Annotated in this window: 25 protein-coding genes; 12 read left to right on the forward strand and 13 right to left on the reverse strand. The window is 59.2% G+C overall.

What is annotated here, in order from left to right; all coding sequences use genetic code 11:
* Positions 1 to 26: 26 nt before the first annotated feature.
* The 8 genes from HLUCCO03_RS14775 to HLUCCO03_RS14810 form a co-directional block, all read right to left on the reverse strand.
* Positions 27 to 899, reverse strand: a complete 873-nt coding sequence (locus tag HLUCCO03_RS14775; RefSeq protein WP_027831115.1) for a septal ring lytic transglycosylase RlpA family protein — start codon at positions 897 to 899, stop codon at positions 27 to 29.
* Positions 896 to 1,921: a lytic murein transglycosylase B gene (gene mltB, locus HLUCCO03_RS14780; RefSeq protein WP_051603781.1), complete on the reverse strand. Its 1,026-nt coding sequence runs from the start codon at positions 1,919 to 1,921 to the stop codon at positions 896 to 898. Before mltB ends, HLUCCO03_RS14775 begins: the two co-directional genes overlap by 4 nt.
* A gap of 89 nt (positions 1,922 to 2,010) precedes the next feature.
* Positions 2,011 to 3,153 (reverse strand): rod shape-determining protein RodA, encoded by a 1,143-nt coding sequence (gene rodA, locus HLUCCO03_RS14785; RefSeq protein WP_027831114.1) that lies wholly within the window; start codon positions 3,151 to 3,153, stop codon positions 2,011 to 2,013.
* Positions 3,153 to 5,045, reverse strand: a complete 1,893-nt coding sequence (gene mrdA / locus HLUCCO03_RS14790) for a penicillin-binding protein 2 (RefSeq protein WP_027831113.1) — start codon at positions 5,043 to 5,045, stop codon at positions 3,153 to 3,155. Before mrdA ends, rodA begins: the two co-directional genes overlap by 1 nt.
* 9 nt (positions 5,046 to 5,054) lie before the next feature.
* Positions 5,055 to 5,525 carry a 23S rRNA (pseudouridine(1915)-N(3))-methyltransferase RlmH gene (gene rlmH, locus HLUCCO03_RS14795; RefSeq protein ID WP_027831112.1) on the reverse strand — a complete coding sequence of 157 codons (471 nt, stop codon included), beginning with the start codon at positions 5,523 to 5,525 and terminating at the stop codon, positions 5,055 to 5,057.
* A 2-nt stretch (positions 5,526 to 5,527) separates the two neighbouring features.
* A complete protein-coding gene (gene rsfS / locus HLUCCO03_RS14800; RefSeq protein ID WP_027831111.1) occupies positions 5,528 to 5,878 on the reverse strand; it encodes a ribosome silencing factor in 351 nt (116 codons plus the stop codon).
* 87 nt (positions 5,879 to 5,965) lie between these two features.
* Entirely contained in the window at positions 5,966 to 6,598 is a 633-nt protein-coding gene (gene nadD / locus HLUCCO03_RS14805; RefSeq protein WP_027831110.1) for a nicotinate-nucleotide adenylyltransferase, read from the reverse strand.
* Between the two features lie 6 nt (positions 6,599 to 6,604).
* Positions 6,605 to 7,861: a glutamate-5-semialdehyde dehydrogenase gene (locus HLUCCO03_RS14810; protein WP_027831109.1), complete on the reverse strand. Its 1,257-nt coding sequence runs from the start codon at positions 7,859 to 7,861 to the stop codon at positions 6,605 to 6,607.
* Positions 7,862 to 8,041: 180 nt separating this feature from the next.
* Between HLUCCO03_RS14810 and HLUCCO03_RS14815 the strand changes: the two genes are divergently transcribed.
* Genes HLUCCO03_RS14815 through HLUCCO03_RS14825 form a run of 3 tightly spaced genes read left to right on the forward strand, consistent with a single transcriptional unit; the run spans position 8,042 to position 11,504 of the window.
* The gene (locus HLUCCO03_RS14815; RefSeq protein WP_027831108.1) at positions 8,042 to 9,061 is read left to right on the forward strand and encodes a GGDEF domain-containing protein; all 1,020 of its coding nucleotides are present in this window, start codon (positions 8,042 to 8,044) and stop codon (positions 9,059 to 9,061) included.
* Complete coding sequence (locus tag HLUCCO03_RS14820) at positions 9,058 to 10,056, forward strand: diguanylate cyclase (RefSeq protein ID WP_027831107.1); 999 nt, start codon at positions 9,058 to 9,060, stop codon at positions 10,054 to 10,056. Before HLUCCO03_RS14815 ends, HLUCCO03_RS14820 begins: the two co-directional genes overlap by 4 nt.
* A complete protein-coding gene (locus HLUCCO03_RS14825; protein WP_027831106.1) occupies positions 10,053 to 11,504 on the forward strand; it encodes a VTT domain-containing protein in 1,452 nt (483 codons plus the stop codon). Before HLUCCO03_RS14820 ends, HLUCCO03_RS14825 begins: the two co-directional genes overlap by 4 nt.
* Positions 11,505 to 11,511: 7 nt before the next feature.
* Here the strand turns inward: HLUCCO03_RS14825 and HLUCCO03_RS14830 are convergent, their stop codons facing one another.
* Both HLUCCO03_RS14830 and HLUCCO03_RS14835 read right to left on the reverse strand, forming a co-directional pair.
* Positions 11,512 to 12,090, reverse strand: coding sequence for an LON peptidase substrate-binding domain-containing protein (locus HLUCCO03_RS14830; RefSeq protein ID WP_027831105.1), 579 nt, complete (start codon positions 12,088 to 12,090; stop codon positions 11,512 to 11,514).
* Positions 12,091 to 12,146: 56 nt separating this feature from the next.
* Positions 12,147 to 13,403 (reverse strand): HDOD domain-containing protein, encoded by a 1,257-nt coding sequence (locus HLUCCO03_RS14835; RefSeq protein ID WP_027831104.1) that lies wholly within the window; start codon positions 13,401 to 13,403, stop codon positions 12,147 to 12,149.
* Between the two features lie 143 nt (positions 13,404 to 13,546).
* Between HLUCCO03_RS14835 and ilvD the strand changes: the two genes are divergently transcribed.
* Positions 13,547 to 15,382 (forward strand): dihydroxy-acid dehydratase, encoded by a 1,836-nt coding sequence (gene ilvD / locus HLUCCO03_RS14840; RefSeq protein ID WP_027831103.1) that lies wholly within the window; start codon positions 13,547 to 13,549, stop codon positions 15,380 to 15,382.
* 70 nt (positions 15,383 to 15,452) lie between these two features.
* Here ilvD and HLUCCO03_RS14845 read toward each other — a convergent pair whose 3' ends face one another.
* Positions 15,453 to 15,866 carry a peptidoglycan-binding domain-containing protein gene (locus tag HLUCCO03_RS14845; protein WP_036197303.1) on the reverse strand — a complete coding sequence of 138 codons (414 nt, stop codon included), beginning with the start codon at positions 15,864 to 15,866 and terminating at the stop codon, positions 15,453 to 15,455.
* Positions 15,867 to 15,942: 76 nt separating this feature from the next.
* A complete protein-coding gene (locus HLUCCO03_RS14850) occupies positions 15,943 to 17,058 on the reverse strand; it encodes an AI-2E family transporter (protein WP_027831101.1) in 1,116 nt (371 codons plus the stop codon).
* A gap of 124 nt (positions 17,059 to 17,182) precedes the next feature.
* Here HLUCCO03_RS14850 and HLUCCO03_RS14855 point away from each other — a divergent pair, with 124 nt between their 5' ends.
* The 3 genes from HLUCCO03_RS14855 to HLUCCO03_RS14865 all read left to right on the forward strand — a co-directional run bounded on the left by HLUCCO03_RS14855 (position 17,183) and on the right by HLUCCO03_RS14865 (position 18,916).
* Entirely contained in the window at positions 17,183 to 17,527 is a 345-nt protein-coding gene (locus tag HLUCCO03_RS14855; protein ID WP_027831100.1) for a hypothetical protein, read from the forward strand.
* 119 nt (positions 17,528 to 17,646) lie between these two features.
* Positions 17,647 to 17,895, forward strand: a complete 249-nt coding sequence (locus HLUCCO03_RS14860; protein ID WP_081813502.1) for a hypothetical protein — start codon at positions 17,647 to 17,649, stop codon at positions 17,893 to 17,895.
* 121 nt (positions 17,896 to 18,016) lie between these two features.
* On the forward strand, positions 18,017 to 18,916 hold the full coding sequence (locus HLUCCO03_RS14865) for a haloalkane dehalogenase (RefSeq protein ID WP_027831099.1): 900 nt from the start codon (positions 18,017 to 18,019) through the stop codon (positions 18,914 to 18,916).
* Between the two features lie 40 nt (positions 18,917 to 18,956).
* Here the strand turns inward: HLUCCO03_RS14865 and HLUCCO03_RS14870 are convergent, their stop codons facing one another.
* Positions 18,957 to 19,556 carry a transferase hexapeptide repeat family protein gene (locus tag HLUCCO03_RS14870; protein ID WP_027831098.1) on the reverse strand — a complete coding sequence of 200 codons (600 nt, stop codon included), beginning with the start codon at positions 19,554 to 19,556 and terminating at the stop codon, positions 18,957 to 18,959.
* A gap of 371 nt (positions 19,557 to 19,927) precedes the next feature.
* Between HLUCCO03_RS14870 and paaF the strand changes: the two genes are divergently transcribed.
* The 5 genes from paaF to pcaF are packed head-to-tail and all read left to right on the forward strand — an operon-like array spanning position 19,928 to position 24,746.
* Positions 19,928 to 20,701 carry a 2,3-dehydroadipyl-CoA hydratase PaaF gene (gene paaF, locus HLUCCO03_RS14875; RefSeq protein WP_027831097.1) on the forward strand — a complete coding sequence of 258 codons (774 nt, stop codon included), beginning with the start codon at positions 19,928 to 19,930 and terminating at the stop codon, positions 20,699 to 20,701.
* Positions 20,702 to 20,746: 45 nt separating this feature from the next.
* Positions 20,747 to 21,538, forward strand: a complete 792-nt coding sequence (gene paaG, locus HLUCCO03_RS14880; RefSeq protein WP_027831096.1) for a 2-(1,2-epoxy-1,2-dihydrophenyl)acetyl-CoA isomerase PaaG — start codon at positions 20,747 to 20,749, stop codon at positions 21,536 to 21,538.
* 3 nt (positions 21,539 to 21,541) lie between these two features.
* A complete protein-coding gene (gene paaH, locus HLUCCO03_RS14885; protein WP_027831095.1) occupies positions 21,542 to 23,059 on the forward strand; it encodes a 3-hydroxyacyl-CoA dehydrogenase PaaH in 1,518 nt (505 codons plus the stop codon).
* On the forward strand, positions 23,056 to 23,502 hold the full coding sequence (gene paaI / locus HLUCCO03_RS14890) for a hydroxyphenylacetyl-CoA thioesterase PaaI (RefSeq protein WP_027831094.1): 447 nt from the start codon (positions 23,056 to 23,058) through the stop codon (positions 23,500 to 23,502). The genes paaH and paaI overlap by 4 nt, the downstream gene beginning before the upstream one ends.
* Positions 23,499 to 24,746 carry a 3-oxoadipyl-CoA thiolase gene (pcaF, locus tag HLUCCO03_RS14895; protein WP_027831093.1) on the forward strand — a complete coding sequence of 416 codons (1,248 nt, stop codon included), beginning with the start codon at positions 23,499 to 23,501 and terminating at the stop codon, positions 24,744 to 24,746. The genes paaI and pcaF overlap by 4 nt, the downstream gene beginning before the upstream one ends.
* The last annotated feature ends 48 nt before the right edge of the window (positions 24,747 to 24,794 follow it).

The raw sequence follows: 24,794 nt of genomic DNA on the forward strand, positions 1-24,794 counted from the left end.
CATTCGATATCAAGTAGGTGACTGGTTCAATGTGTGTCGGTCAGCAATATTGACTGGCCGAATCCTTTGTTTTCAAGCAGGTTCTGGGCTCTCAGCGCTTCATCTTCATCACTGAACGGCCCGACCTGAACTCGGTGGAAGCGACCGGAAGCGGTTTCCACTTCCCTCACTCTCATGGGATCCTCAATACTCTGCCGAGCCCGCTTCAGTAACACTTCCGCCGGGCTGCGCTGGCTGAACGAGCCCAACTGGACAAACAAAGCCTTGCTGCCCTTCGCGGATTCAGCCAGGCGTTCTGCCGGAACCGTTGCCTTGCCGTCGGGAAACGGTTTGCCTGCCAGAGTCATCGAGCCATCCTGTTTGACGGTTATAGCGGCAACTTCCACCCTCGCGGTGCCCTTACCCTGGTAGCCGAGCTTCTTGGCGGCTGCATAGGACAGGTCGATCAGGCGATCACCGTGGAAAGGGCCGCGGTCATTCACCCTGACGATCACGGAACGTCCGTTATCAAGGTTGGTTACGCGGGCATACCCCGGAATCCTGAGACTTTTATGGGCCGCCGACATCTCATACATGTCAAAAACCTCTCCATTGGAGGTTTTATGCCCGTGAAACTTTTCCCCGTACCAACTGGCAACGCCCCGCTGGACATAACCGTCGTTACTGCTCCGGACAGTGTACTCCTTGCCCCAGACCTTATAGGGCGACTTGTTACCGGCGTTCCTGGGTTCCTCATACTCTGGCTTGGCGTCTTCGAGCCCGGACACATCAAAATTGCCGGGCGGTGCCTTGTCCTGGGACATGGTGTACCTGGAGGAGTGGTCCGGTTCCGGCGATGAAGCGCATCCTGCCAGAACCAGTGCGCCTATTACGACCGACAGGAAATGACGTATCCTCACGTGTTGCTACCTACCCCGTTTTGTTGTTCTGACTGACCGGCCTTTTCGCCCAGTGCATTGGCCAGCTGGAATACCGCCATGGCGTAAAGATGACTGTGATTGTAGCGGGTTATCACATAAAAGTTATGATATGTGAGCCAAAGCTCCGGCCCGCCTGCACCGGCAAGACGGACTGCCCTGGCTTTGGCATCATCGTCCATGCCTTCGTCCGGGGCCAGCCCGGCTTGCCGGTAATCATTGACTGTCAGGCCTGGCTTCAGTTCCCGGGTCAGCAGTGGCGAGTCTTCCGGCAGCACGTTCCGTACCTGTTCCGCAACGGGTTCCCCCGGTTGCCAGTGGTGGGCGCGGAAGTAATTGGCCACACTGCCGATAGCATCCACCGGATTGTTGAGAATGTCGGCGACGCCATCATCATCAAAATCGACGGCATAATGCCGGTAGCTGCTGGAAATGAACTGACCATACCCCATTGCGCCCGCATAGGAGCCAATAAGCTCTTCAGGGTCAAAGCCCTGCTCGCGGGTCATCAGCAGATACTGCGCCAGCTCACTGCGGAAAAAACGGCTCCGCGGGGGATAGTCGAACGCCAGCGTTGCCAGCGCGTCCAGAACCCTGTGCTTGCCCTTGTACCGGCCATACCAGGTTTCCACGCCGATGATCGCGGCGATAACCTCTGCCGGCACCCCGTACTCGGCCTCTGCCCGCTCGAATGCTTCCCGGTACTGCTGGAGGAATTCGACACCCTGCTCGATTCTTTCCTGCCGCATGAAGATCTCGCGGTACTGGTGCCACTCCAGCGTTTTCTCTGCCGGCCGGCTGATAGCATCCAGAATCGACTCCTTGCGCTCGGCTTCGGCCAGCAGCGATTCGACCCGACTGGCCTCAAAACCAAATTGCTCTACCATGTCCTGAATAAAGGCCTGGCCCTCGGAGGTTTCGTGATACTGGGCCATTGCCAGTGACGGCAACAGAAAAAGAGCGGCTGCCAGCCCATGACGCACCCTGTTAATGACTGATTTCATCTGTATCCCTGAGAGGCTGAGGCCGCCAAGATTACCATGGCGGCCAGGCTGGCAACCATTACCCGCTGTCCATACTGGCGCGGCTGCCCTCATGCAGTAATCATCCGTCTGTGAGTCTGTATGGACATAAGCACCCCAAAGGCAGCCATCAGCGTGACGCTGGAGGTGCCGCCAAAGCTGACGAGGGGTAGGGGAACCCCCACTACCGGAAGCAACCCGCTGACCATCCCCACATTGACAAATACGTAGAGGAAGAAAGTCATCGTCAGCGCTCCCGCCAGCAGACGGCTGAACGAGTCCTGAGCCGTGGCGGCGATATACAGACAGCGCAGGATAATCAGCAGGTAAAGCACAAGCAACGCAAGCACACCGATAAAACCGAATTCCTCGGCAAGCACAGCGACAATAAAATCGGTATGGCTTTCCGGCAAAAACTCCAGGTGGGACTGGGTTCCCTGAAGCCAGCCCTTGCCATCCATGCCACCGGACCCGATAGCAGTCTTGGATTGCATGATGTTCCAACCCGCACCCAGTGGATCACTCTGCGGGTCGAGCAGGGTTAATACCCGCTGCTTCTGGTATTCGCGCATCCCAAAAAACCACATCAGTGGCGCTGTTACCGACACCATGGCGAAAAAAGCCCCGATCAGGCGCCAGCTTATGCCGGCAAAAAATACCGCGAAAACCCCCGCGGCCCCGACCAACAAAGAGGTTCCAAGATCAGGCTGGAGGATAATCAACACCATGGGCACCAGGGCGACCAGAAGCGCTACTCCGAGGTGCCGTAGTCGGGGGGGCAGGTAATGGCGCGACAGATACCAGGCAACCATCATGGGGACCACCAGTTTCATCAGCTCTGAGGGCTGAAACCGCGGCAACCCCGGAATGGCCAGCCAACGCTGGGCACCCTTGGCGCCCACCCCCACAAGCAGTACAGCGATCAGGCCAGCGAGACCGAGCGCATACAACCAGGGCGCCCAGCGCCGGAATACAGCAGGGTCAAACTGGGCAAAGACCAGCATGACAGCCAGGGCAATACCCATACGGATCCCCTGGGCCTTTACCACCGCCATGTTCTGGTCTGCACCGCTGTACAACACCACCAGACCTCCGGCAATCAGTATCAGCAGCAACAGCATCAGCAACGGATCGATATGCAGCGCAGACCAGATGCCCCTGGAGCGGGATAAGGGATGCGTTGCAGAGTGGTTGAATATGCCGCCGGCCGCCATCAGTTCGCCCCCTCTTCAGGCTCGCCTACGATAAGCGCCTCACCTTCTTCCGGGAAACCCAGCAACCAGGCATCGAACAACGCCCGCGCGACTGGAGCTGCCGTACCACTGCCACTGCCACCGTTCTCCACAATGACAGCAACGGCAATCTGCGGATCATCCACCGGCGCAAAACCAACAAACAGGGCGTGATCCCGCAAACGCTCGCGCACCTCTTCCTCTTCGTATTCTTCATCCTCGGCAAGGCTGAACACCTGAGCCGTCCCAGTCTTGCCCGCCATGCGATAGGGTGCATCCTTGGCAGCACCGCGGGCCGTGCCTTTGCTGCCATGCATCACTGCCTCCATGGTATCCACTATAAACTCCCAGTCGCCCTGATTCTTCAGCTCAATGGATTTGTGAGTGCCGGAAGGCAGCACATCATCGGTGGCACGGTCCCCCATGACATCCCTGAGGAGCCGCGGCTCATGCCAACTGCCACGGTTAGCAATAACCGATGTTGCCGTGGCCAGTTGCAGGGGTGTTGCCAGCATATATCCCTGGCCTATACCCAGGTTGACCGAATCGCCGGGATACCAGGGCTCATTGTGCACGGCACGCTTCCAGTCCTTTGAAGGCAGCAGCCCGCTCAGGGCGCCCGAGACGTCCAGCGTAGCATCCTCACCAAAGCCGAAGGCGGAAAGATATTCGTGCATGGTGTCTATGCCCATTTCAACGCCCACCTGGTAAAAATAGGTGTCAGTGGACTGAGCCATGGAATCCATCAGGTTGACCCAGCCGTGGCCTGTGCGCTTCCAGTTCCGGTAACGCCGACCGCCCTCTTTCAACTGAAAGTAGCCCGGATCCCAGATTGTTTTCTCACGGGTAGTAACGCCACTGTCCAGCGCAGCGACGGCCAGCATGGGTTTGAGCGTCGAACCGGGCGGGTACTGCCCGCGGAGGGCGCGATTAAACAGGGGCCTGTCAATGCTTTCACTGAGCGAACGATACGCCTCGACGCCAATACCGGTCACAAATTGATTGGCATCGAATCCCGGTACACTGGCCAGGGCCAGAATCCCGCCACTGGAGGGTTCTATCGCTATGATGGCACCACGCCGGCCATCCAGCAGTTCGTGGGCCAGCCGCTGCAGCCGCAAATCCATATGCAGGCGTATGTCTTCTCCGGGGACAGGATTCTGGCGCTCCAACACCCTCAGTGTTCTGCCCCGGGCATTGGTTTCAACATGCTCATAGCCCACCCGACCATGAAGAAGCTCTTCATAGAAACGCTCAACACCGGATTTGCCAATGTAGTTGGTGCCGGCATAGTTGATCGGGTCGATTCGCTGCAGCTCCTCACGGTTGATCCGCCCGACATAGCCCAGGGCATGGGCCGTCAATTCGCTATGGGGATAGTAGCGAACCAGCTCGGCGGATACCTCAACGCCGGGCAACTCGTGACGGTGAACCGCAAGCCGGGCAATTTCCTGTTCAGTCAGGTCATATCGCAGGGGCAGTTCCTGGAACGGCCGGCGGGGCTCCAACAGACGCCGCCGGAACCGCTCCATATCTTCATCGGAAATGTCCAGCATGCGGTGGAGCTTGGCAAGTGTTTCTTCCATATCGCCAACACGTTCAGGAACCAGGGTGACACTGAACACCGGGCGGTTTTCGGCAAGAAGCTGGTCATTGCGGTCGTAAATCAGCCCCCGGGGAGGTGCGACCGACTGGACCTGAACCCGGTTTTTATCAGACAGGGTGGTGTAAATGTCGTGTTCGACCACCTGTAGCTGGTACATCCTGGCAATCAGCAGCCCCAGCGATATGACGACCAGAATCATCATCACCAGGGTGCGACGCTGGAAAAGGCGCCGCTCGGCGGCAGTATCCTTGAATTCTCCCCAGGGCATATCGGTTTCCTAGGCCCGGTGATATGGGTGATTACGGGTGACAGACCAGGCCCGGTAAAGCTGTTCGGCAAGCAGAATGCGAACCAGCGGGTGTGGCAGGGTCAGTGGAGACAGCGACCAAGACAGGTCAGCCCTGGCCCGACAGGCTTCGGCAAGGCCGTCAGGGCCGCCGACAAGGAAACTGATATCCCTGCCGTCCTGCTGCCAGTTTTCAAGCTGGCCGGCGAGTTTCTCTGTGGACCAGTTACGGCCACCGACTTCCAGAGCAATCACCAGGTCACGGGAACCCAGGGCCGACAGGATCGCATCCGCCTCTTTTTGCATCAACCGGGGAATGTCCGGGTTCTTGCCACGATGAGGCATCGGTATTTCCACCAGCTCAATGGGCAGCTCCGGTGGCATCCGCCGCGCATATTCTGCATAGCCCTGGCTGACCCACTCGGGCATCTTCTGCCCTACACAGACCAGACGTAACCGCATGTCTATTCGCTACCTGCAGCACCCAGATCCGGAGCATCGCGCCAGAGGCGCTCAAGATCATAAAATTCACGGGTTGCGGGCATCATGACGTGAACCACCACGTCGCCGAGATCAACCAGAATCCAGTCACTGGCGTTGGCGCCTTCCACATTACTGGCCTTGACCCCCTGCTCCTTTGCTTCCGACACCACGGAATCCGCGAGGGATTTCACGTGCCGGTTGGAGGTCCCGGAAGCCAGCACCATGTAATCCGTGACGCTGGTTCTTCCCCTGACATCAATAATACTCACGTCCTGCGCCTTGACATCCTCAAGCGCACCCACGACCAGTTCTTTCAGTTGCTCTGCCTGCATAATCACCCTGTTGGCGGGCAGCGGCGAAGGCGGCCACCCGAAAAGTCATATTCAGACGGGATTGTAGCACTAAAAGTTCCCGACAGGTCATGCACCGTAGAGTCTACGATGACGAATTTCCTGCCACACGCTGTCCGGCAGGAGATACCGGGGCGACCGACCGGACAGAATACGCTCACGGACACCTGTGGCCGAGATATCCAGCAGGGGCGGATCGAGCTCCAGAATATGACCGCAAGGCGCACCATAGAGCGCTTCCACACTGTCAACACGGCGCTCCTGCAACAGGCGCTCGGGTACACTCCCCGGCGCGAGACCAGGCCCGGGTCTTCGCACGACCACGATATGCGCCAGCTCGGGAATACGCTGCCATTCCTGCCAGCGGTCAAAGCCGGCAAAGGAGTCGGTACCCAGAACCATCGTCAGTGGCTCGTGCGGCCCCAGTTCTGCACGCACCTGGCGCAGGGTCTCCGCCGTGTAGGAGGCACCATCACGCCCGAGTTCACGGTCATCCAGCGCCAGGCCCGGCTCATCGGCAATGGCCAGTTTCAGCAGGGCCACCCGTTGTTCACTGGTGGCGCCAGGCTGATCACGGTGGGGCGGCACATGGCAGGGCATCAACGACACCTCGGGCACACCCAGCCGCTCCCGCAGCTCTACCGCCAGCCGCAGGTGGCCATGGTGAATGGGATCAAAGGTACCGCCATAGATTACATGCATGCAGAATCAGGTCCGGATGTGGCCGTCGCCAAACACCACGTATTTCTGCGATGTCAGGCCTTCAAGGCCGACAGGGCCCCGGGCGTGGATCTTGTCCGTGGAAATGCCGATCTCCGCACCCAGGCCGTATTCAAAGCCGTCCGCGAACCGGGTGGAGGCATTCACCATGACCGAACTTGAATCCACCTCTGTCAGGAATCGGCGCGCACGGGTGAAATTCTCGGTAATGATGCTGTCCGTGTGCTGGGAGCTGTATCGGTTGATATGTCCGATAGCACCGTCCAGACCGTCAACCACCTTTATGGCGAGAATCGGCGCCAGATATTCGGTCATCCAGTCCTCTTCGGTAGCGGCAACCACATCCGACAGGATTTCCACGGTCCGCTCGCAACCGCGCAGCTCCACGCCCTTTTCACGGAACGCGTCCGCCAGCAGTGGCAGAATGTCGCTGGCAATTTCCTGGTCCACCAGCAGGGTTTCCATGGTGTTGCAGGTTCCATAGCGCTGGGTTTTGGAGTTGACGGCCACGGCCAGGGCCTTTTCCGGGTCGGCATGGCTGTCGACATACACGTGGCAAATACCGTCCAGGTGCTTGATCACCGGTACCCGGGCATCCCGGCTGATCCGCTCGATCAGGCCCTTGCCTCCGCGGGGCACAATAACGTCCACGTACCGGGGCATGGTAATCAGCTCACCTACGGCCGCCCGGTCTGTGGTCCTGATAACCTGGACGGCGTTCTCGGGCAGCCCGGCCTCCGACAGCCCCCTGGCCAGACACGAGGCAATGGCCTGGTTGGAGTGGATGGCCTCGGAACCTCCCCGCAGAATCGTGGCGTTACCGGATTTGAGGCACAGGCTGGCGGCCTCCACGGTGACGTTCGGCCGTGACTCGTAGATAATGCCGATAACCCCGAGAGGCACGCGCATGCGCCCGACCTGAATGCCTGAAGGGCGGTAGGTCATATCGGTGATTTCGCCGATCGGATCTGGCAGGGATGCCACCTGGCGCAACCCTTCGATCATCGCGTCAATACGGGCCGGCGTCAGCTCCAGCCGGTCCAGCATGGCCGCATCCAGGCCGTTACTGCGGCCGGCTTCCAGATCCCGGGTATTCGCTTGCGCCAGCTCACTCCGCGATGCATCCAGAGCATCGGCCGTTGCCAGCAGTGCCTGATTACGGACTGCTGTTGTGGATCGGGCCACTGCGGTTGCCGCCTGCCTTGCCTGCTGTCCCACATCAGCCATGTACGCTGCTATATCCATCCGATTACCTTCAGTTTTTAAAATCGATTGTGCGAATCAGGGCCTAACTTTACCTTTCCCGTTTCAAGTACGCATCCCAAGCGATTATTATACCGCCCTGACACACGTTATTACGCGGGTCATTGAACAGTACCTGCTGTATGCTTTCAAAACACGGATGCCCGGGAGAGGACGGATACCATGGCCCATATGGCCGAAAAATTCCTGCTAAGCCGCCTGTCGAGAACGGGGTTCCTGATCCTGCTCGCAATTACCGTATTCGCGGCGATTCAGAGGGAGCCTGTAACCGCTGTTACAGCCATCGTTGGTGCCGGCCTGGTGTTTACCAGCAACGCCTTCCATCCCGGCCGCTTCCGGCAACCCTGGCCGGCCATACACCGCCTGCTGTTTGTGGCCCTGCTCCTGCTTCTGTTTACCAGCCTGTGGACAGGGCCACGGAGCCTCACCCACTGGCTATACGTGGCACCACTGGTGGGATTCGCCCTGCTGCCGGTAGCCTGGAGCGCCGGCATTACCGTTCTGATCGCCATTATGGCCATTTTCGCCAGCCACTGGTCCGGCGGCATTCCGGAACGCCATCAGCTGATCAGCGCACTGCTGCTGACCATTATGCTGTCCGGGCTGCTGGTCTTTCTCCGGGAATACAAATCCCGGCAACTGGCGCCCCTGCGCCGCACCGACGAACTGACCCAGGCCGCCAGCCGGGAGTACCTGTCCGCCGACCTGCACAAGGAAATCCAGCGCAGCGAGCGGGAAGGCACGGACATGTCTGTCATCATGATCGGCCTGGACACACACCTGAGCGACAGCAATCCGGATGCCGACATCCGCTCCATACTGCCACGAATCGGCCGTTACCTGCACTCGCAACTGCGGGATTTCGACACCTATTACCGCGTGGCGGATCTGCAGTTCCTGATCATCCTGCCCGGTATTGCCACCACCGAAGCAGCCACCCTGGCAGAGACCATTCGCCGGGGGCTCAGCACCCTGCTGGCTTCCCACCAGTTGGACCTGACCGTCAGCGCAGGGATTGCCGGGCTGAATATTGGCGATAATGCCGACAGCCTGCAGCAGTCCGCTGCCAATGCCCTGAGGCGTGCCCAGCAACAGGGTGGCAACAGGGCCCAGTCCTACAGTACCTGGTCCCACACGAGTCCAGCGGCGCGCACAGAAGAAACCGGAGGCCCCCTGTCATGACCGAAACACGCCTCCGCAGCTTTACACATCTGGCCGGTTATCTGTTTGCCAGTGTTTTTATCGCCAGCCTGGCGTTTCAGAATCTTCGCTATGGTTTCTACGAACTTTTCTTCCTGGCATCCGGCATGGCACTTCTGACCATTGCCGGTGCGGGCTATACCTTTATCTGTCGCCGCCACCAACTGTCGGCCCCGGGGCACCTTATCATCCTGTCTGCACTCAACGCCGGCCTGGTCGCCGCCATGTACGCTCTCGATCCACCGGGAATCAGTCACTGGGTCATGCCGCTGGTGCTTCTGAACCTGCTGATCCTGCCCCTGCGCCAGGGCATGATCCTGTCCCTGTTGCTACTGGCCGCCCTGATGGTGTTTCTGCTGCTGACACAGACGGTTACCCATGCCATCACTGTCAGCTCCGGAGTGTTTGCCCTGATCGCCGTGGCGGCGCTGTATATCTGGCACTATGATCACATGGCACAGTCCGCGGAAGACCTGGCGATCACAGATCCGGTAACTGGCGCCCACAACGCCCGCTTCCTGGATGAAACACTGCAGAAGGAAATCAGCCGCGCCATCGAGATGTCCCACCCGCTGTCGGTCATATCCCTGGCGATTGACTACGCCGATGAAGCCGAAGATCTCCATGGTAAAGACGGCATGCAGCGGCTTCTGCGGGATCTCACACAGCACCTGTTCGGGGTTATCCGGGCCGGAGACACCCTTTACACCCTTGAAGACGGCGAGTTTTTCCTGATTCTGCCTTTCACACCGGAGGAAGGTGTTCGCGTAATTGCCGAACGTATCCGCCGTACCATCGCAGAGCAGACCTGGCCCCCGGCGGGCAAAGTCACCGTCAGCCTTGGCTGCACCACCCGCGCCAGCTCGGATACCCGCACCGCCGACCTGCGGAAACGGGTTCGGCAGGCACTGGAGGAAGCCAGGAAACGCGGGGCCGACTCCGTCTGGTATAGCCAGGGAGAAGTTCGCCAGCCATGAGTTCCGAGTGGCTCCAGGCACTGACGGCATGGCTGGGCAGCAACCCTGGTTGGGTCTCGGTCGCTCTTTTCACCACCGCCTTCCTTGAATCACTTGCCCTGGCAGGCATTCTGATTCCCGGTGTGGCCATTATCTTTGCCGTGGCGGCCCTGGCCGGACAGGTTTCGATACCGATTCTGGAAGTGCTGTTCTGGGCGGGCGCCGGTGCGGTTGCCGGCGACAGTATCAGTTTTGCACTGGGCAGACTGTTCCAGGGCCGGCTGGACAAACTGTGGCCTCTGAACCACTTCCCCGGATTCATCGCCAAGGGCGAGGCTTTCTTCCATATGCACGGTGGCAAAAGTGTGGTCATCGGGCGCTTCGTCGGGCCGATACGCCCGATCATTCCCCTGGTCGCCGGCGCCTTCCTGATGTCCTGGCGACGATTTCTGGCTTTCAACCTGTCATCGGCCATTGCCTGGGCACCAACCTATGTCCTGCCGGGCTATCTGGTCGGCAGCGCCGTCGCCAGTGATTTCGAGCCCCCTGCACACTTCTACCCGGTCATCGGCATCAGCACCGGCGTTCTGTTGCTGATCTACCTGCTGCTGATCCGCTTCCAACTCGGGCTTGGCCACAGCAGCCGGCTGTACCATTGGCTTGCCGGCCTGATGGCCCGCTACCACACCACTCACCGCTTCTGGCGGCTTTACACCAGCCAGCGTCCTTCACAGGCCGGCGAATTCCCGCTGCCCTCCCTGTCGCTGGCACTGGGGGCCGGGGCATTGTTCATGATCCTGGGACAGCTGGCCACAGCAACCCGGGTGTTCACACCGTTCAACAACCTGACCCTGGAGTGGTTCGTACAGCTGCGCAATCCATTACTCGATCCGGTGATGCTCCTGCTGACGCTGTTGAGTGACCCGCCGGTTTTGCTGGCAGCAGCAGTCCTGGCGGCACTGGCCCTCGGTATGCGGGGCTTCTACGCAGCGGCGCTGCATATTGCCGGTGCCGCACTGCTGGCGACGGTAACAGTTTGGGCATTCAAACATCTGTCTGCCGTTCCAAGGCCAGACATTGTGCTTGGCCCGCCCGCCTCCGGTGCCTTTCCAAGCGGGCACACCACTGGCATTACCCTGTTCTCGGCGCTGACGGCCAGCTTCGTTGCCCGGGAAAGCCGGCATCGCCAGCGTTGGCGTTATTATCTGTTATTCAGCCTTCCCATTGTTCTGGTGGTGGTGAGTCGCCTGTACCTGGGGATTCACTGGTTTACGGATGTGCTTGCGGGACTGCTCCTGGGGCTGTCCATCTCCGGGCTGACAAGAGCCAGCTACAGCCGCTATGACAACATTCCCCTGACAACCGACAGTTCGACACTGGCGGCAGGTATTGCCTGGGTGCTCTACACCATCTGGTATATTGGCCATCACTGGTCGGAAGCGGTTCTTATGTACAGCCCAGCAGGCTGAGTGCGGGTCAGTTCTGCTCCAGCGCTTCCAGCAGGTCGAGCAACCGTTCCAGGCGCTCCAGAGGATCCTGCAGTTCAACCAGCCGCTGCTTTTCCTGCTTGTCCAGCGGAAGCAGCTCCGTCAGGCGCCAGCCAACATCCCTGGCGTCGTCATAGTCGACATCCATGCCCAGCTCGCGGATCACCGGATGGCGGAACAGCGCCTTGAGGACCGAGGGCAGCTCGGTAAAGCGCTCGGGAACCCTCAGTTCTTCTTCCGCCAGCAAACACTCCACATCCCCCACGTTCAGGCCGTCCGGCTGCTGCCAGGCACGCACCACGGTTACCTTGTCCTGACCTTCAACGGTAATACCCAACAGGCCATTTTCCATCTGCTGGAAATCGATAATGCGCACATACGTGCCAATATCGTAAAAGGCGGCTGCGGTGCCGGTTTCCAGCCCTTCCCTGAGCAATACGACAACAAAGCCCCGGTCTTCCTTCAGGCAACGGGTCAGCATATCGATGTATCTTGGCTCGAACAGCTGGAGGGGAATGCGCCCCCCGGGCAGTACAACGGAGTTCAGTGGAAAAAGAGGTACATTCATTGTTGGTATTGTCACCAGTAAACAGGCTCCGGAAGACTGAACATCCTGTCAATTTCTCAGTGTATGGAAAGCAGGCGATGGACTTCGTCCACCCTTGCACGGGCTTCTGTCAGCAGTTGCAGGCTGCGGGAAGCATTCAGTTCAAGTTCACCCAGTCGACGATAGGCAGGAACTTCATCAAATGGCGGCAGGCTGCCATTCTGGCTGGAGCCGATCATGGCATGCAACTGGGCCACGATCACAATATCCACCAACTGGGGGGATGGTTCACGACTCTCATGCTCCCAGTCCTCGGCATGGCGAGTGGCTTCGAGAAAGCTCGGAGGAAATGACCAGCTTTCCAGGATGGCCGTGCCGACGTCAGCACGAAGCTCGCTGATGGCATGCTCCAGGTTGGCCTGATCAGCAAACAGGTTGACGTGGTGTTCCGCCTGAACCAGCACCGGCACCACCCCGATATCATGCAGCAGACCGGCGAGCAGGGCCTCTTCCGGATTGATCGAGGTGGCGCTGTCGGCCAGCACCCAGCAAAGCGCCGCAACCTCCCGGGAATGCCGCCAGAGCTTGTCCATCTCCTTCTGCAGCGACGCCTGCCGCGTTTTGAATACCTCCCGCATGGAGAACACCGTTACAAGCTGGCGTGTGGTGCGCATACCCAGCCTGACGACCGCTTCACGAACATTCCTGACGTCACTGAAACCCCGGTAAAGCGGGCTGTTACAGGCGCGTACCAGCTTGGCCGCCATCGCCGGATCGGCGGAAATCGCGCTGGCCACCTGGTCTGCCGTGGATTCCTCACGGTCCACGGCCCTGCGGACTTTCCAGGCCACATCGGGAACGCTGGGCAGGCTGAGCTGGTTGGAGCGCAGCTCGGCATAGAACTCCATCAGCAGATGATGTTCTTCGCTGCCATCGTCACCAAGCCCCTCACCGGAATCCATCTCTACCTGAGGTACCGGTGCCGAACGCAGGAGCTGGTTCAGGATATCCTGCTGGATGACCAGAAACTCGCTGGCTTTTGTCGCCGTCACGTCGTACATGCGCGGCTGCAGCCTGGCAATGGGATTGAGGGCCTTGTCGCTGTCTGCATCGATGGTGGACTTGCGGCCGTCGATGGATTCAAGCTCCACGCTGCCGGCAATCAGGAATATATCCAGCCCATCGCGCACACCACGCTCGACCACCCGCTGCCCCGGGCCATGGGTTCTGCGCTCCGCCCGGCTTGCTAGCAACACAAGCTGGTCGTCCGTCAGCCTGTTCAGGGGCTGGAACTGTTTGAGACGACGCAGCGGCAGGCTTTCCTGGCCAGCCATAGGACTACTCCTTGATCAGTTGTTCATTAACTCTGTTACACATTGTAAGCACGGATGATCAAAACAACCATGCGATCAAGGGGTAATCTGGTATCCTTTTGCCTTCCTTTTTGACCCGGATTCAGAAGAGAGACCAGAAAACCATGCCCCAGTATCGTTCCCGGACATCCACCGCAGGCCGCAATATGGCTGGCGCACGTGCCCTTTGGCGCGCCACCGGCATGAAGAATGAAGACTTCGGCAAACCCATCATTGCCGTTGCCAACTCCTTTACCCAGTTTGTTCCCGGCCATGTCCACCTCAAGGATCTCGGCCAGCTGGTCTGCCGGGAAATCGAGGCCGCCGGCGGTGTCGCCAAGGAGTTCAACACCATCGCCGTGGACGACGGCATTGCCATGGGCCACGACGGCATGCTGTATTCCCTTCCCTCCCGGGAAATCATCGCCGATTCCGTGGAATACATGGTCAACGCCCACTGTGCCGACGCCCTGGTGTGTATCTCCAACTGTGACAAGATCACTCCGGGCATGCTGATGGCCGCCATGCGCCTGAACATCCCCACGATTTTCGTGTCCGGCGGCCCCATGGAAGCCGGCAAGACCAAACTCTCGGAGCACAAGCTCGACCTGGTGGATGCCATGGTCATTGCCGCCGACCCGAACGCGGATGACGAAACTGTCGCCGAGTACGAACGCAGCGCCTGCCCCACCTGTGGCTCCTGTTCCGGCATGTTTACCGCCAATTCCATGAACTGCCTGACGGAAGCCATCGGTCTCGCGTTACCCGGTAATGGTTCCCTGCTTGCCACCCACTCTGACCGCGAGCAGCTGTTCCTGAAAGCTGGACGACAGATTGTAGAGAACGCACGGCGCTATTACGAAGAAGATGATGCCAGCGTGTTGCCGTTGAGCATTGCTTCCTTAGAAGCGTTCGAAAACGCCATGATCATGGACATTGCCATGGGAGGCTCCACCAACACCATCCTGCACCTGCTGGCGGCAGCCCAGGAGGGTGGGGTGCCGTTCACGCTCAACGACATTGACCAGTTGTCACGCAAAGTGCCACAGCTGTGCAAGGTTGCCCCCAACTCACCGAAATACCACATGGAAGATGTACACCGTGCCGGCGGCATCATGGGCATCCTTGGCGAGCTTGACCGGGGCGGACTGATTAACACCGGCCTGCCAACAGTACACAGCAAAACCATGCGCGAAGCACTCAAAACCTGGGACATCATGCAGGAACCGCCACCCGAGGTGGTGGAATTCTACAAGGCAGGCCCCGCCGGCATCCCCACCCAGACCGCTTTCAGCCAGAGTACCCGCTGGCCTTCCCTGGACGGCGACCGGGAAAACGGCTGCATCCGTTCTGTTGAACATGCCTACTCCTCCGAGGGCGGCCTGGCGGTGCTCTTTGGCAATATCGCGCTGGACGGCTGCGTGGTCAAAACCGCTGGTGTGGATGAAAGCATCTACGTATTCGAGGGCAAGGCACGGGTTTTCGAAAGCCAGGATACCGCGGTAACAGGCATTCTCAACGACGAAGTGGAACCGGGCGAAGTTGTCATCATCCGGTATGAGGGCCCGCGAGGTGGTCCCGGCATGCAGGAAATGCTCTACCCCACCAGCTATCTGAAATCAAAAGGCCTGGGCAAGGAATGCGCCCTGCTGACGGATGGTCGGTTCTCCGGTGGCACTTCCGGTCTGTCCATCGGCCACGCCTCTCCGGAAGCCGCAGCGGGCGGCGCCATTGGGCTGATCGAGAATGGCGACCTGATCCGGATCGACATTCCCCAACGTTCCATCAATGTGGAAATAGACCAGACCGAACTGGACCGACGCCGCAAGGAAAGGGACGAGAAAGGCTGGAAGCCCGAACTGTCCAGGCCACGCAAGGTCTCCGCCGCACTGAAGGCCTACGCACTGTTGGCAACCAGCGCCGACAAGGGCGCGGTCAGAAACCTGGAAAAACTGGACTGAACGCAAAGGGCCCGGGGTTCAAAAAACCACCGGGCCCGAGCGTCTACAACTGTGCAACTGCGGTCAAAGCCTAGAAAAAGGACCAGCCACCGTCGTCATCTTCCTCAACATCATCTTCCTCTGCCCGGGCATCTTCCTGCGACTCCTCAGGCTCGGATGCAGCGCTGGCACTCTCGCCTGCATTCTGTGATCCGGCGGATCCGGAAGATGCAACCTGAACAGACACCATGCCCAGCGCTTCCTTGGTGGCGTCATCCAGCTCGCCCGAAGCTTCCAGCCCCTGATCACGCTGGAACTCCGTGAGCGCGGAACGTGTCGCCTCATCCATCTCCGGGCTGACATTGGTTATCTCGTAGCCGGCTCCGTATAGCGCATTCTTGAGCGCTACCGTGTCGTTTGCAAGTGCGTGAGGAGTGGCAAAGGTCAATGCTCCGAATACTACTGCTGCGGCCAGCCGGCTTCGCATTGCTGTTTTCCTGATCATGGTCTGCTCCGGTTATCTGTATTTTTGTTGTATTGCCAGTCTCTTTAAAGAGAATGTTGCAAAAAGGTTACCATATTCAGCCGGGTCCGGACTTTTCAGATTGTTGCGTTTCTGTAGCCGGCGGGTGCACATCATGTTCGGCTGTTGCCGGCACCTCTCCGAACTCGCGAATAAAGATCCCCCAGAATGCCATGAACAGGGCCGCCACCAGTGGCCCCATGACAAAGCCGTTGATGCCGAACATGGCGATCCCGCCCAGCGTGGACAGCAATACAATGTAGTCTGGCAACTTGGTGTCCCGCCCGACAAATATAGGTCTCAGCAGGTTATCTGACAGACCAATCACCACCACGCCGAAGACCGTCAGCACGATGGCCGAGACAATCTCCCCGGTGGCGGCCAGATAAAGCGCCGCCGGTACCCAGACAAGGGCGGCACCGACAGCCGGAAGCAGAGACGCAATGGCCATGACCACCCCCCAGAGCAGCGCCCCCTGGATATCGAGAATCCAGAAGATAAGGCCACCCAGGGCGCCCTGAATAATGGCGATTAACAGGTTTCCCTTGACCGTTGCGCGGGTAACTTCGGCGAACTTGGCAAACAACAGTCGCTCGCGCTCATCCCCCAGGGGCAGTGCGCGAATCAGAAGATCGACCAGTTTGTTGCCATCCCGCAGCAGGAAAAAGGCCAGGTACACCATCAGCGCCAGCCCCAGAAAGAACTGAAAGGTATTCTGCCCGAACCCCAGAGCCTGCTTTGCCAGAAACTGACTGCCTCCCACAAAGGCATTGACGATCCGGTCCCTGACCTCGGCGAAATCCATTCCGAACTGGGCAAAAAAGGCCTCAATTGCAGGAAACGACTGGTTCACCCTGTCAATATATTCCCCCGGCCGCAGCTCCCCGGCCTGTATTTTCTGATAGACGGACAGGCCTTCGGCGACCAGGGATGTCACCAATGCAAGCACCGGGATAACCACAATCACCATGCAGATCATCAGCGTTAGCAATGCAATCAGGTTGGGCCGGTCGCCCACTCGCTTCGCCAGACGCTCCCGGACCGGGTGGAAAATCAGCGCAATGGCCACGGCCCAGAAAATAGGGCCGAAAAACGGCTTCATGAGCAGGACAAAGGCCAGGGAGACGCCCACGAGCATGGCCAGAAAAGTCCGTGTCTCCAGTTTTCCGTACATCATAACTAATGATCCTGAATATGCCTGCTAACCGGGACACTAGCCTACCACGGTGCCGTGGCCAGTCCAGCGGCTTTCAGGTTATAGTGGACGGTTATTGGTCATTCGCTGAACAGGTCAGACATTGGATACTGAAGAGTTTGATGTTGCAACAGCGCTGGATGCAGCTACTGCCCTTCATCGGGTGCTGGCTGCCCGAACCCACCGGCGCAAAGTGATGGGGCAGGAGGTGCTGGTGCCGGGGCAACTGGGCGAAGCATTGCACCTGCCGCAGATCATCCGTCGACTCCAGGGCAAACAGCTGCGCCAGCGGGAGCAAGGGCTGGAGGAATTCCAGGAACTGTGGCCAACCCTGTCGTCTGCCACCCGCGAGAAAGTTCTCCATCGCATCGGCTGGTATGACCCGAAATCACTGGACTGGGAAGACAAGCGCTCCAACCGCCGCCCGATTGCCGACTCTGACCACTGACCGGCCACGGGAAAGTGAGCCTGAGGCTGTCTCTGACCGTATTTTTTATGAAGTGAAGGGCTACTGCCTTTGAATTGTCACAGTTCGCCCCTAGTTTTGTATTTATAGGGAGGTTTTTTATGACCCAGACAGAGCATTACCACGCAATTGCTGCTGAAAGCAGCGCTGTTCCAACACTACTTTGTGGACATTGCCGTTCCACCCTTTCCCGCAACCGCATCTTCCACAATGGGGAGGGGCAGACCTACGGTATCAACTGCCACACAATCGCCCTTTGTTCGGCGGATGACTGCGGCGCGCTGAACTGCTGTGACGCAGCATTGGCGGGGCTTGGGGGCGCTGCAGATCTGATCAGCAAGGCCTCCTGATTCAAACAGCCAACGCACTGTTACGTAAACCAAACACACAAATTTTTCATCTGCTTTATCCTGCTTCGTGAAGGCTGAAATAACCCAGCCACGCAACCACTCAGTCAGGACAGTCGATGGCATGCGTATTCTGAGAACCGATGAGGCCCGCTTCGCCGGCCTTCCGGATTACCCTTTTTCTCCTCACTATCTGGACGTCGAGCCAGGCCTGAGAGTGCACTATGTGGATGAAGGCCCCAGCGATGCATCGCCTGTGCTGATGCTGCACGGGGAACCATCCTGGTCGTATCTTTATCGACACATGATTCCACTGGTAGCAGGAGCCGGCCACCGCGTGCTGGCGCCCGACCTGGTGGGTTTCGGAAAATCCGACAAACCTGCCAGCGTGGACGACTACAGCTACGAACGCCACATCAAATGGCTGTCCACGTGGGTTAAGGCACTGGATCTGAAGAATATCACCCTGGTTTGCCAGAACTGGGGTTCCCTGCTGGGCCTGCGCCTGGCGGCAGAACATCCGCACCTGTTCCGCCGGATTATCGTTGGCAACGGCATGCTGCCAACCGGCGATACCCCCGTGCCCGCCGTGTTCTCTCTGTGGAAGGCCTTTGCCACCCATAGCCCCTGGTTTCCGGTGGGCAGAATTGTCCAGCTCGGCACGGAAAGAGCCATGAGCAAGGCCGAAATCGCCGCCTATGAGGCCCCCTTCCCGAGCGCCGAATTCAAGGCCGGTGCGCGGGCCTTTCCCAAACTGGTCCCGGTATCTTCCGACAACCCCGCCAGTGATGCCAACAAGGCTGCCTGGCGCGTACTGGAACAGTGGAAAAAACCCTTCATAACCTGTTTCAGCAGCGGTGATCCCATCACACGGGGCGGTGACCGTTACATGCAGCGGCGCATTCCCGGCGCCCTCGGCCAGCCCCACATAACCCTGAGGGGCGGTCATTTCCTGCAGGAAGATTCGCCGGACGACTTCGCCCGCATTATCATCGATGCCTGCAAGTCAGAAATGGCGGCCTGATGCACAGCGTGGCCCTGCACAGTCAGCAAGCCACCCCGGATCAGCTCTCGTGCTTGGGCCGGTAACTGCCCGCGTCAACCCGCGCACTGGAGCGTTCAGAGCCAGCCTCCTCCAGCGGCTGACACTCCTGCAGGCTCGCATGACAGCGCCGGGTCAGCCTCTGGTACTCTTCCGTTCCCTTCGCTTTCCAGGCTACCTCATCATCACTCAGCATGCGCAACACTTTAGCTGGCGCACCTACTATCAGTGACGCCGGGTCGCACTGAAATCCGGCTTTAACCAGGGCTCCCGCCCCGACAATGGAGCGGGACGCAATCACAGCATCGTCCATGATCACTGCATTCATTCCGACCATCGCTCCCTCGCCGACGATACACCCGTGAAGAATGGCGCCATGCCCCACGTGCCCATCTTTTTCAACCACCACATCCTTGCCCGGGAAGGCGTGTGCAACGCAGACATCCTGAACATTCGAACCTTCCTTTAACAGGATGCGCCCGAAGTCACCCCGCAAAGAGGCTGCCGGGCCGACATAGCAGTCAGGACCGATCCACACATCCCCGATCAGAACCGCGGTCGGGTGGACATAAGCAGACGGATGCACGACGGGCTGAACGCCCTCAATACTGTAACAAGGCATGCTTCTCTCCTTCATCAACAAGCCCAGAATGTGACGATACATTCTGATTCATTTTTCACATCACTCTACCGCCTTGGGGAGATGTTTTCATCGATTTCAAGGTCAAAACATCGACTCAATCCGCCCAAATCACCCCTCCATATAGACAATATCTGCGTTTTTATCATATTTATCAGCATCTAATGCCACATTATTAATAAAAGTCAAACGTGATACAAAATAACAAACCCACAAACCTTGACGAGTATCAATTAATAGATATACTGATTCGAAAATCAGCCCATTGACTACTGGAACATCGCCTCATGGCAATTCGGATTCCGGGCGGCTGAGATTTCTTCAGACAAAAACAAAGCCACATCGGATTGCTTATGCCAGACAACCTGCTCGTCGAAGGGCCCGATCAAGGGGTTCAAATCTTCACGCTGAACCGCCCCGAGGCGCTGAACGCCCTGAATACAGAGTTGCTGGGAAACCTGTCGAAAGCTCTGGATGATGCAGAAGCGGATCGCGAGGTACGCGCTGTTGTGATCACCGGAAGCCAGAAGGCTTTCGCAGCCGGGGCGGATATCAATGAAATGGCTGCCCGTGATCTCGTCGGCATACTCGAAGACCCGCGTGTTGCTCACTGGGAGCGAATTGGCCGTTTCAGCAAGCCCATCATTGCAGCGGTTAACGGCTTTGCACTTGGCGGCGGCTGTGAGCTGGCCATGCACGCTGACATCCTGATTGCCGGGGAAAATGCCCGATTCGGCCAGCCGGAAATCAATCTCGGCATCATGCCGGGGGCTGGTGGCACCCAGCGACTGGTGCGAAAGGTTGGCGAATCACTGGCCATGCACATGGCGCTGACAGGTGAGCCGATCGACGCCAGGCGCGCCCTTCAGGCGGGCCTCGTCAGCGAGGTCTGCCAGCCCGAGCTCACCCTCGAGAAAGCCATATCAATTGCCTGCACCGTCGCCCGCAAAGCCCCCATCGCAGCCCGGCTGACGAAAGAGGCGGTGCGCAGGGCCAACGACATGAACCTCGCCGAGGGCCTGCGCTTTGAAAGACACGCCTTCACGGTGCTTGCCGGTACGGCAGACCGCCAGGAAGGCCTTGATGCTTTTCGTGAAAAACGGAAACCCCAGTTCAAGGGCCAATAGCCCCCACCACAGAGCCATCCATCACTCCATTTACAGGATAACGCCATGACTCAACCGAGCATTCTTCTCGAAATCGATCAGGGTGTGGCTTTGCTTACCCTCAACCGCCCCGACAACCTGAACAGCTTCAATGTCGAAATGCACGAGCGCATGCGGGAAGCCATCAGCAAGGTGCGCAAGGATGAATCTGTCCGGGTGCTCGTCATTACCGGCGCCGGCCGCGGATTCTGTGCCGGGCAGGACCTGGCCGACCGTAGCGTATCTCCGGACCAGGAAGTGCCGGACCTGGGCGCGTCCCTGGAGAATTACTACAACCCGCTGATGCGGAGCCTGCGGGACCTGCCAATGCCGGTGCTCTGTGCCGTCAATGGGGTTGCTGCCGGCGCCGGCGCCAACATTGCCCTTGCCTGCGATATCACGCTGGCGGCCCGCTCCGCCAATTTTGTTCAGGCATTCTGCAAGTTGGGGCTGGTACCGGATTCCGGCGGCACCTGGACCCTGCCCCGTGTAGCCGGCATGGCCCGGGCCAAAGGCATGGCTCTTCTGGGCGACAAGATCAGCGGCGAACAGGCAGAGAGCTGGGGCATGATCTGGCGCTGCGTGGATAACGAGCAGCTCATGGAAGAAACCATGAAGCTGGCCCGCCATTTCGCGACCCAGCCCACCAAGGGTCTCGCCCTGATCAAGCGCGCCCTGCATGCCAGCGCCAGCAACACCTTTGAAGAACAGATCAACCTTGAAAGAGATCTTCAGCGCATGGCCGGGCGAACCGAGGATTACCGTGAGGGCGTCTCCGCCTTCATGGAAAAACGTACGCCAGCTTTCAAGGGGAAATAATTCATGAAACTGGACACCCAGACACGTATTGCCGTGATCGGTGCCGGCGCCATGGGCTCCGGCATCGCCCAGGTAGCGGCCCAGGCCGGCCACCGGGTTTACCTGCACGACCAGAGAGAAGGCGCCGCACAGAAGGGGCGTGACGGCATTGCCAACCAACTTCAGCGCCGCGTCGACAAGGGCAAGATGGAACAGCAGGAGCTGGACGACGTGATCAGCCGGATCCAGCCGGTGGCCAGCCTTGACGAAGTGGCAGAAGCCGGGCTGGTGATCGAGGCGATCATCGAGGATCTCGATATCAAGCGCCAGCTGCTGGAAAGCCTGGAAGAGCTGTGTGCCGAAGATACCATCCTTGCCACCAATACCTCTTCCATCTCGGTTACCGCCCTTGGCGCGGATATGAAAAAGCCCGAGCGCCTGGTGGGAATGCACTTCTTTAATCCGGCGCCCCTGATGGCACTGGTAGAGGTGGTAATGGGCCTGGCCACCAGTAAAGCCATTGCCGAGACCGTTCACGCCACTGCAACCGCCTGGGGCAAGAAACCGGTCTACGCCACATCGACTCCCGGCTTCATCGTCAACCGTGTTGCCCGCCCGTTTTACGCAGAAAGCCTGCGCCTGCTGCAGGAACAGGCAACCGATGCCGCAACACTGGATGCTCTCATCCGCGAATCCGGCCAGTTCCGTATGGGCGCGTTTGAGCTAACCGATCTGATCGGCCACGACGTCAACTACGCGGTCACCAACTCGGTGTTCAATTCCTACTACCAGGACCCGCGCTTCCAGCCGTCACTGATCCAGAAAGAACTGGTGGAAGCCGGGCGCCTCGGGCGCAAAACCGGCCAGGGCTTTTATCCCTATGGCGAAGGCGCCGAAAAGCCGCGGCCACAAACGGAAACGGAGCACCTCTGCGACGAAACCGTGGTGATCGTTGAAGGCAACGCCGGTGCTGCAGCCCCCCTGGTCGAGCGCCTGAAAGAGTCAGGCCTGACCATTGTCGAGCGCGATGGCCCCGGCCAGCTTCGCTTTGGCGATGCCGTGCTGGCCCTGACCGATGGCCGCATGGCGACAGAACGGGCCGCAGCTGACGGCATCTCCAACCTGGTGCTGTTCGATCTGGCGTTTGATTACAGCAAGGCCTCCCGGCTTGCTCTGGCTCCGGCCGAACAGAGCTCGGACGCAGCAGTTTCCTGTGCCTGCGCTTTACTGCAGAAAGCGGGTATCGCTGTCAGCCTGATTGCAGACCGCCCCGGCCTGGTGGTCATGCGCACCGTCGCCACACTGGCCAACGAGGCTGCCGACGCTGCCCTCCACGGTGTCGCCACCATCGATGATATCGACCTGGCCATGAAAGCGGGCCTGAATTATCCCGAGGGTCCTCTGAGCTGGAGCGACCGCCTCGGAGCAGGCCAGGTGTTTAACGTGCTGACAAACATCCAGAACAGCTACGCAGAAGACCGGTATCGGCCTGCCCTGCTGCTCAGGAAAAACGCATTTGCACAAAGGGGGTTTTATTCATGAGCGAGATGGACCCGCAAACACTCGCCGAGGAATGCGCAAAAGCCATGTTTTCCCGGGACCGGGCGAGCCAGAACCTGGGCATGAAGATTGAATCCGTCGCCCCAGGCAAAGCGGTTCTCACCATGACCGTGACCGGCGACATGATCCAGGGCCACGGCTCCTGCCACGGCGGGTATCTGTTCACTCTGGCCGACTCCGCTTTTGCTTTCGCCTGCAACAGTTATGACCGGGCCACCGTCGCCTCCGGTTGCAGCATTGATTATATGTCCGGCGCCAAGGAAGGTGACCGTCTCACCGCCACTGCCGAAGAGCAGGCGCGCGGCGGCCGCACCGGCGTTTACGACATAACACTAACCAATCAGGACAACCGCAAGGTCGCCCTGTTCCGGGGCCGCTCCTATGAGGTTCGCGGCACCGTACGCAATTCAGAGGAAAATTCATGAGCGCGGACAACCTTCTTAAAGACGCCTATATCGTCGACGCCATCCGCACCCCGATTGGCCGCTACGGCGGTGCTCTCTCCGCCGTGCGTGCGGACGATCTGGGCGCGATTCCCATCAAGGCACTGACCGAACGGCACCCGGACCTGGACTGGTCAAAAATCGATGACGTTCTGTATGGCTGCGCCAACCAGGCTGGTGAAGACAACCGGGACGTTGCCCGAATGTCGTTACTGCTGGCAGGCCTGCCGGTTGACGTGCCAGGCAGCACCATCAATCGACTGTGCGGATCCGGCATGGACGCAATCGGTACCGCCGCCCGTGCTATTCGTACCGGCGAGGCCAGACTGATGATTGCCGGCGGCGTGGAGTCCATGTCCCGGGCACCGTTTGTCATGAGCAAGGCAGAGTCAGCATTCAGTCGCAAGGCAGAAATCTTTGATACAACCATCGGGTGGCGTTTTGTGAACCCGGTGCTCAAGAAGCAGTATGGAATCGATTCCATGCCGGAGACCGCAGAGAACGTGGCTGCCGATTTCGGCGTTTCCCGGGAAGATCAGGACGCTTTTGCACTGCGCAGCCAGCAGCGTACTGCTGCGGCCCAGGCAGCCGGCCGCATGGCTGAGGAAATCACGCCGGTCACAATTCCACGGCGCAAGCAGGATCCGCTGGTTGTGGACACCGATGAACACCCTCGCGAGACCAGCATGGAACAGCTCGCCAAACTGCCGACGCCGTTCCGCGAAAACGGAACCGTGACAGCGGGTAACGCATCGGGCGTTAACGACGGCGCCTGCGCCCTTCTGCTGGCGGGTGCCGATGCCGTGAAAGAATACGGCCTCAAGCCCAGGGCACGGGTGGTTGCCATGGCAACTGTCGGTGTTGAACCCAGGATCATGGGCTTCGGTCCGGCACCGGCAACCCGCAAGGTGCTGGCGACAGCCGGCCTGGAACTGGCCGATATGGATGTCATCGAACTCAATGAAGCCTTCGCTGCCCAGGCTCTCGCAGTAACCCGGGATCTCGGCCTGCCGGACGACGCGGAGCATGTGAACCCGAACGGCGGCGGCATTGCCCTCGGACACCCCCTTGGCATGAGCGGTGCCCGGCTGGTGACCACAGCACTGTACGAACTGGAGCGTCGCCATGCAGCGGGCAAGAGAGCCCGCTACGCCCTGTGCACCATGTGTATTGGTGTCGGCCAGGGTATTGCGACCATTATTGAGCGGGTGGATGCGGCGCAGTAATCCTGCCGCTTTCACCAAACAATGATCATCAAAGCACAAGAACAGCGC

This window comes from Marinobacter sp. HL-58 (genome assembly GCF_001314605.1).
Classification (GTDB): domain Bacteria; phylum Pseudomonadota; class Gammaproteobacteria; order Pseudomonadales; family Oleiphilaceae; genus Marinobacter.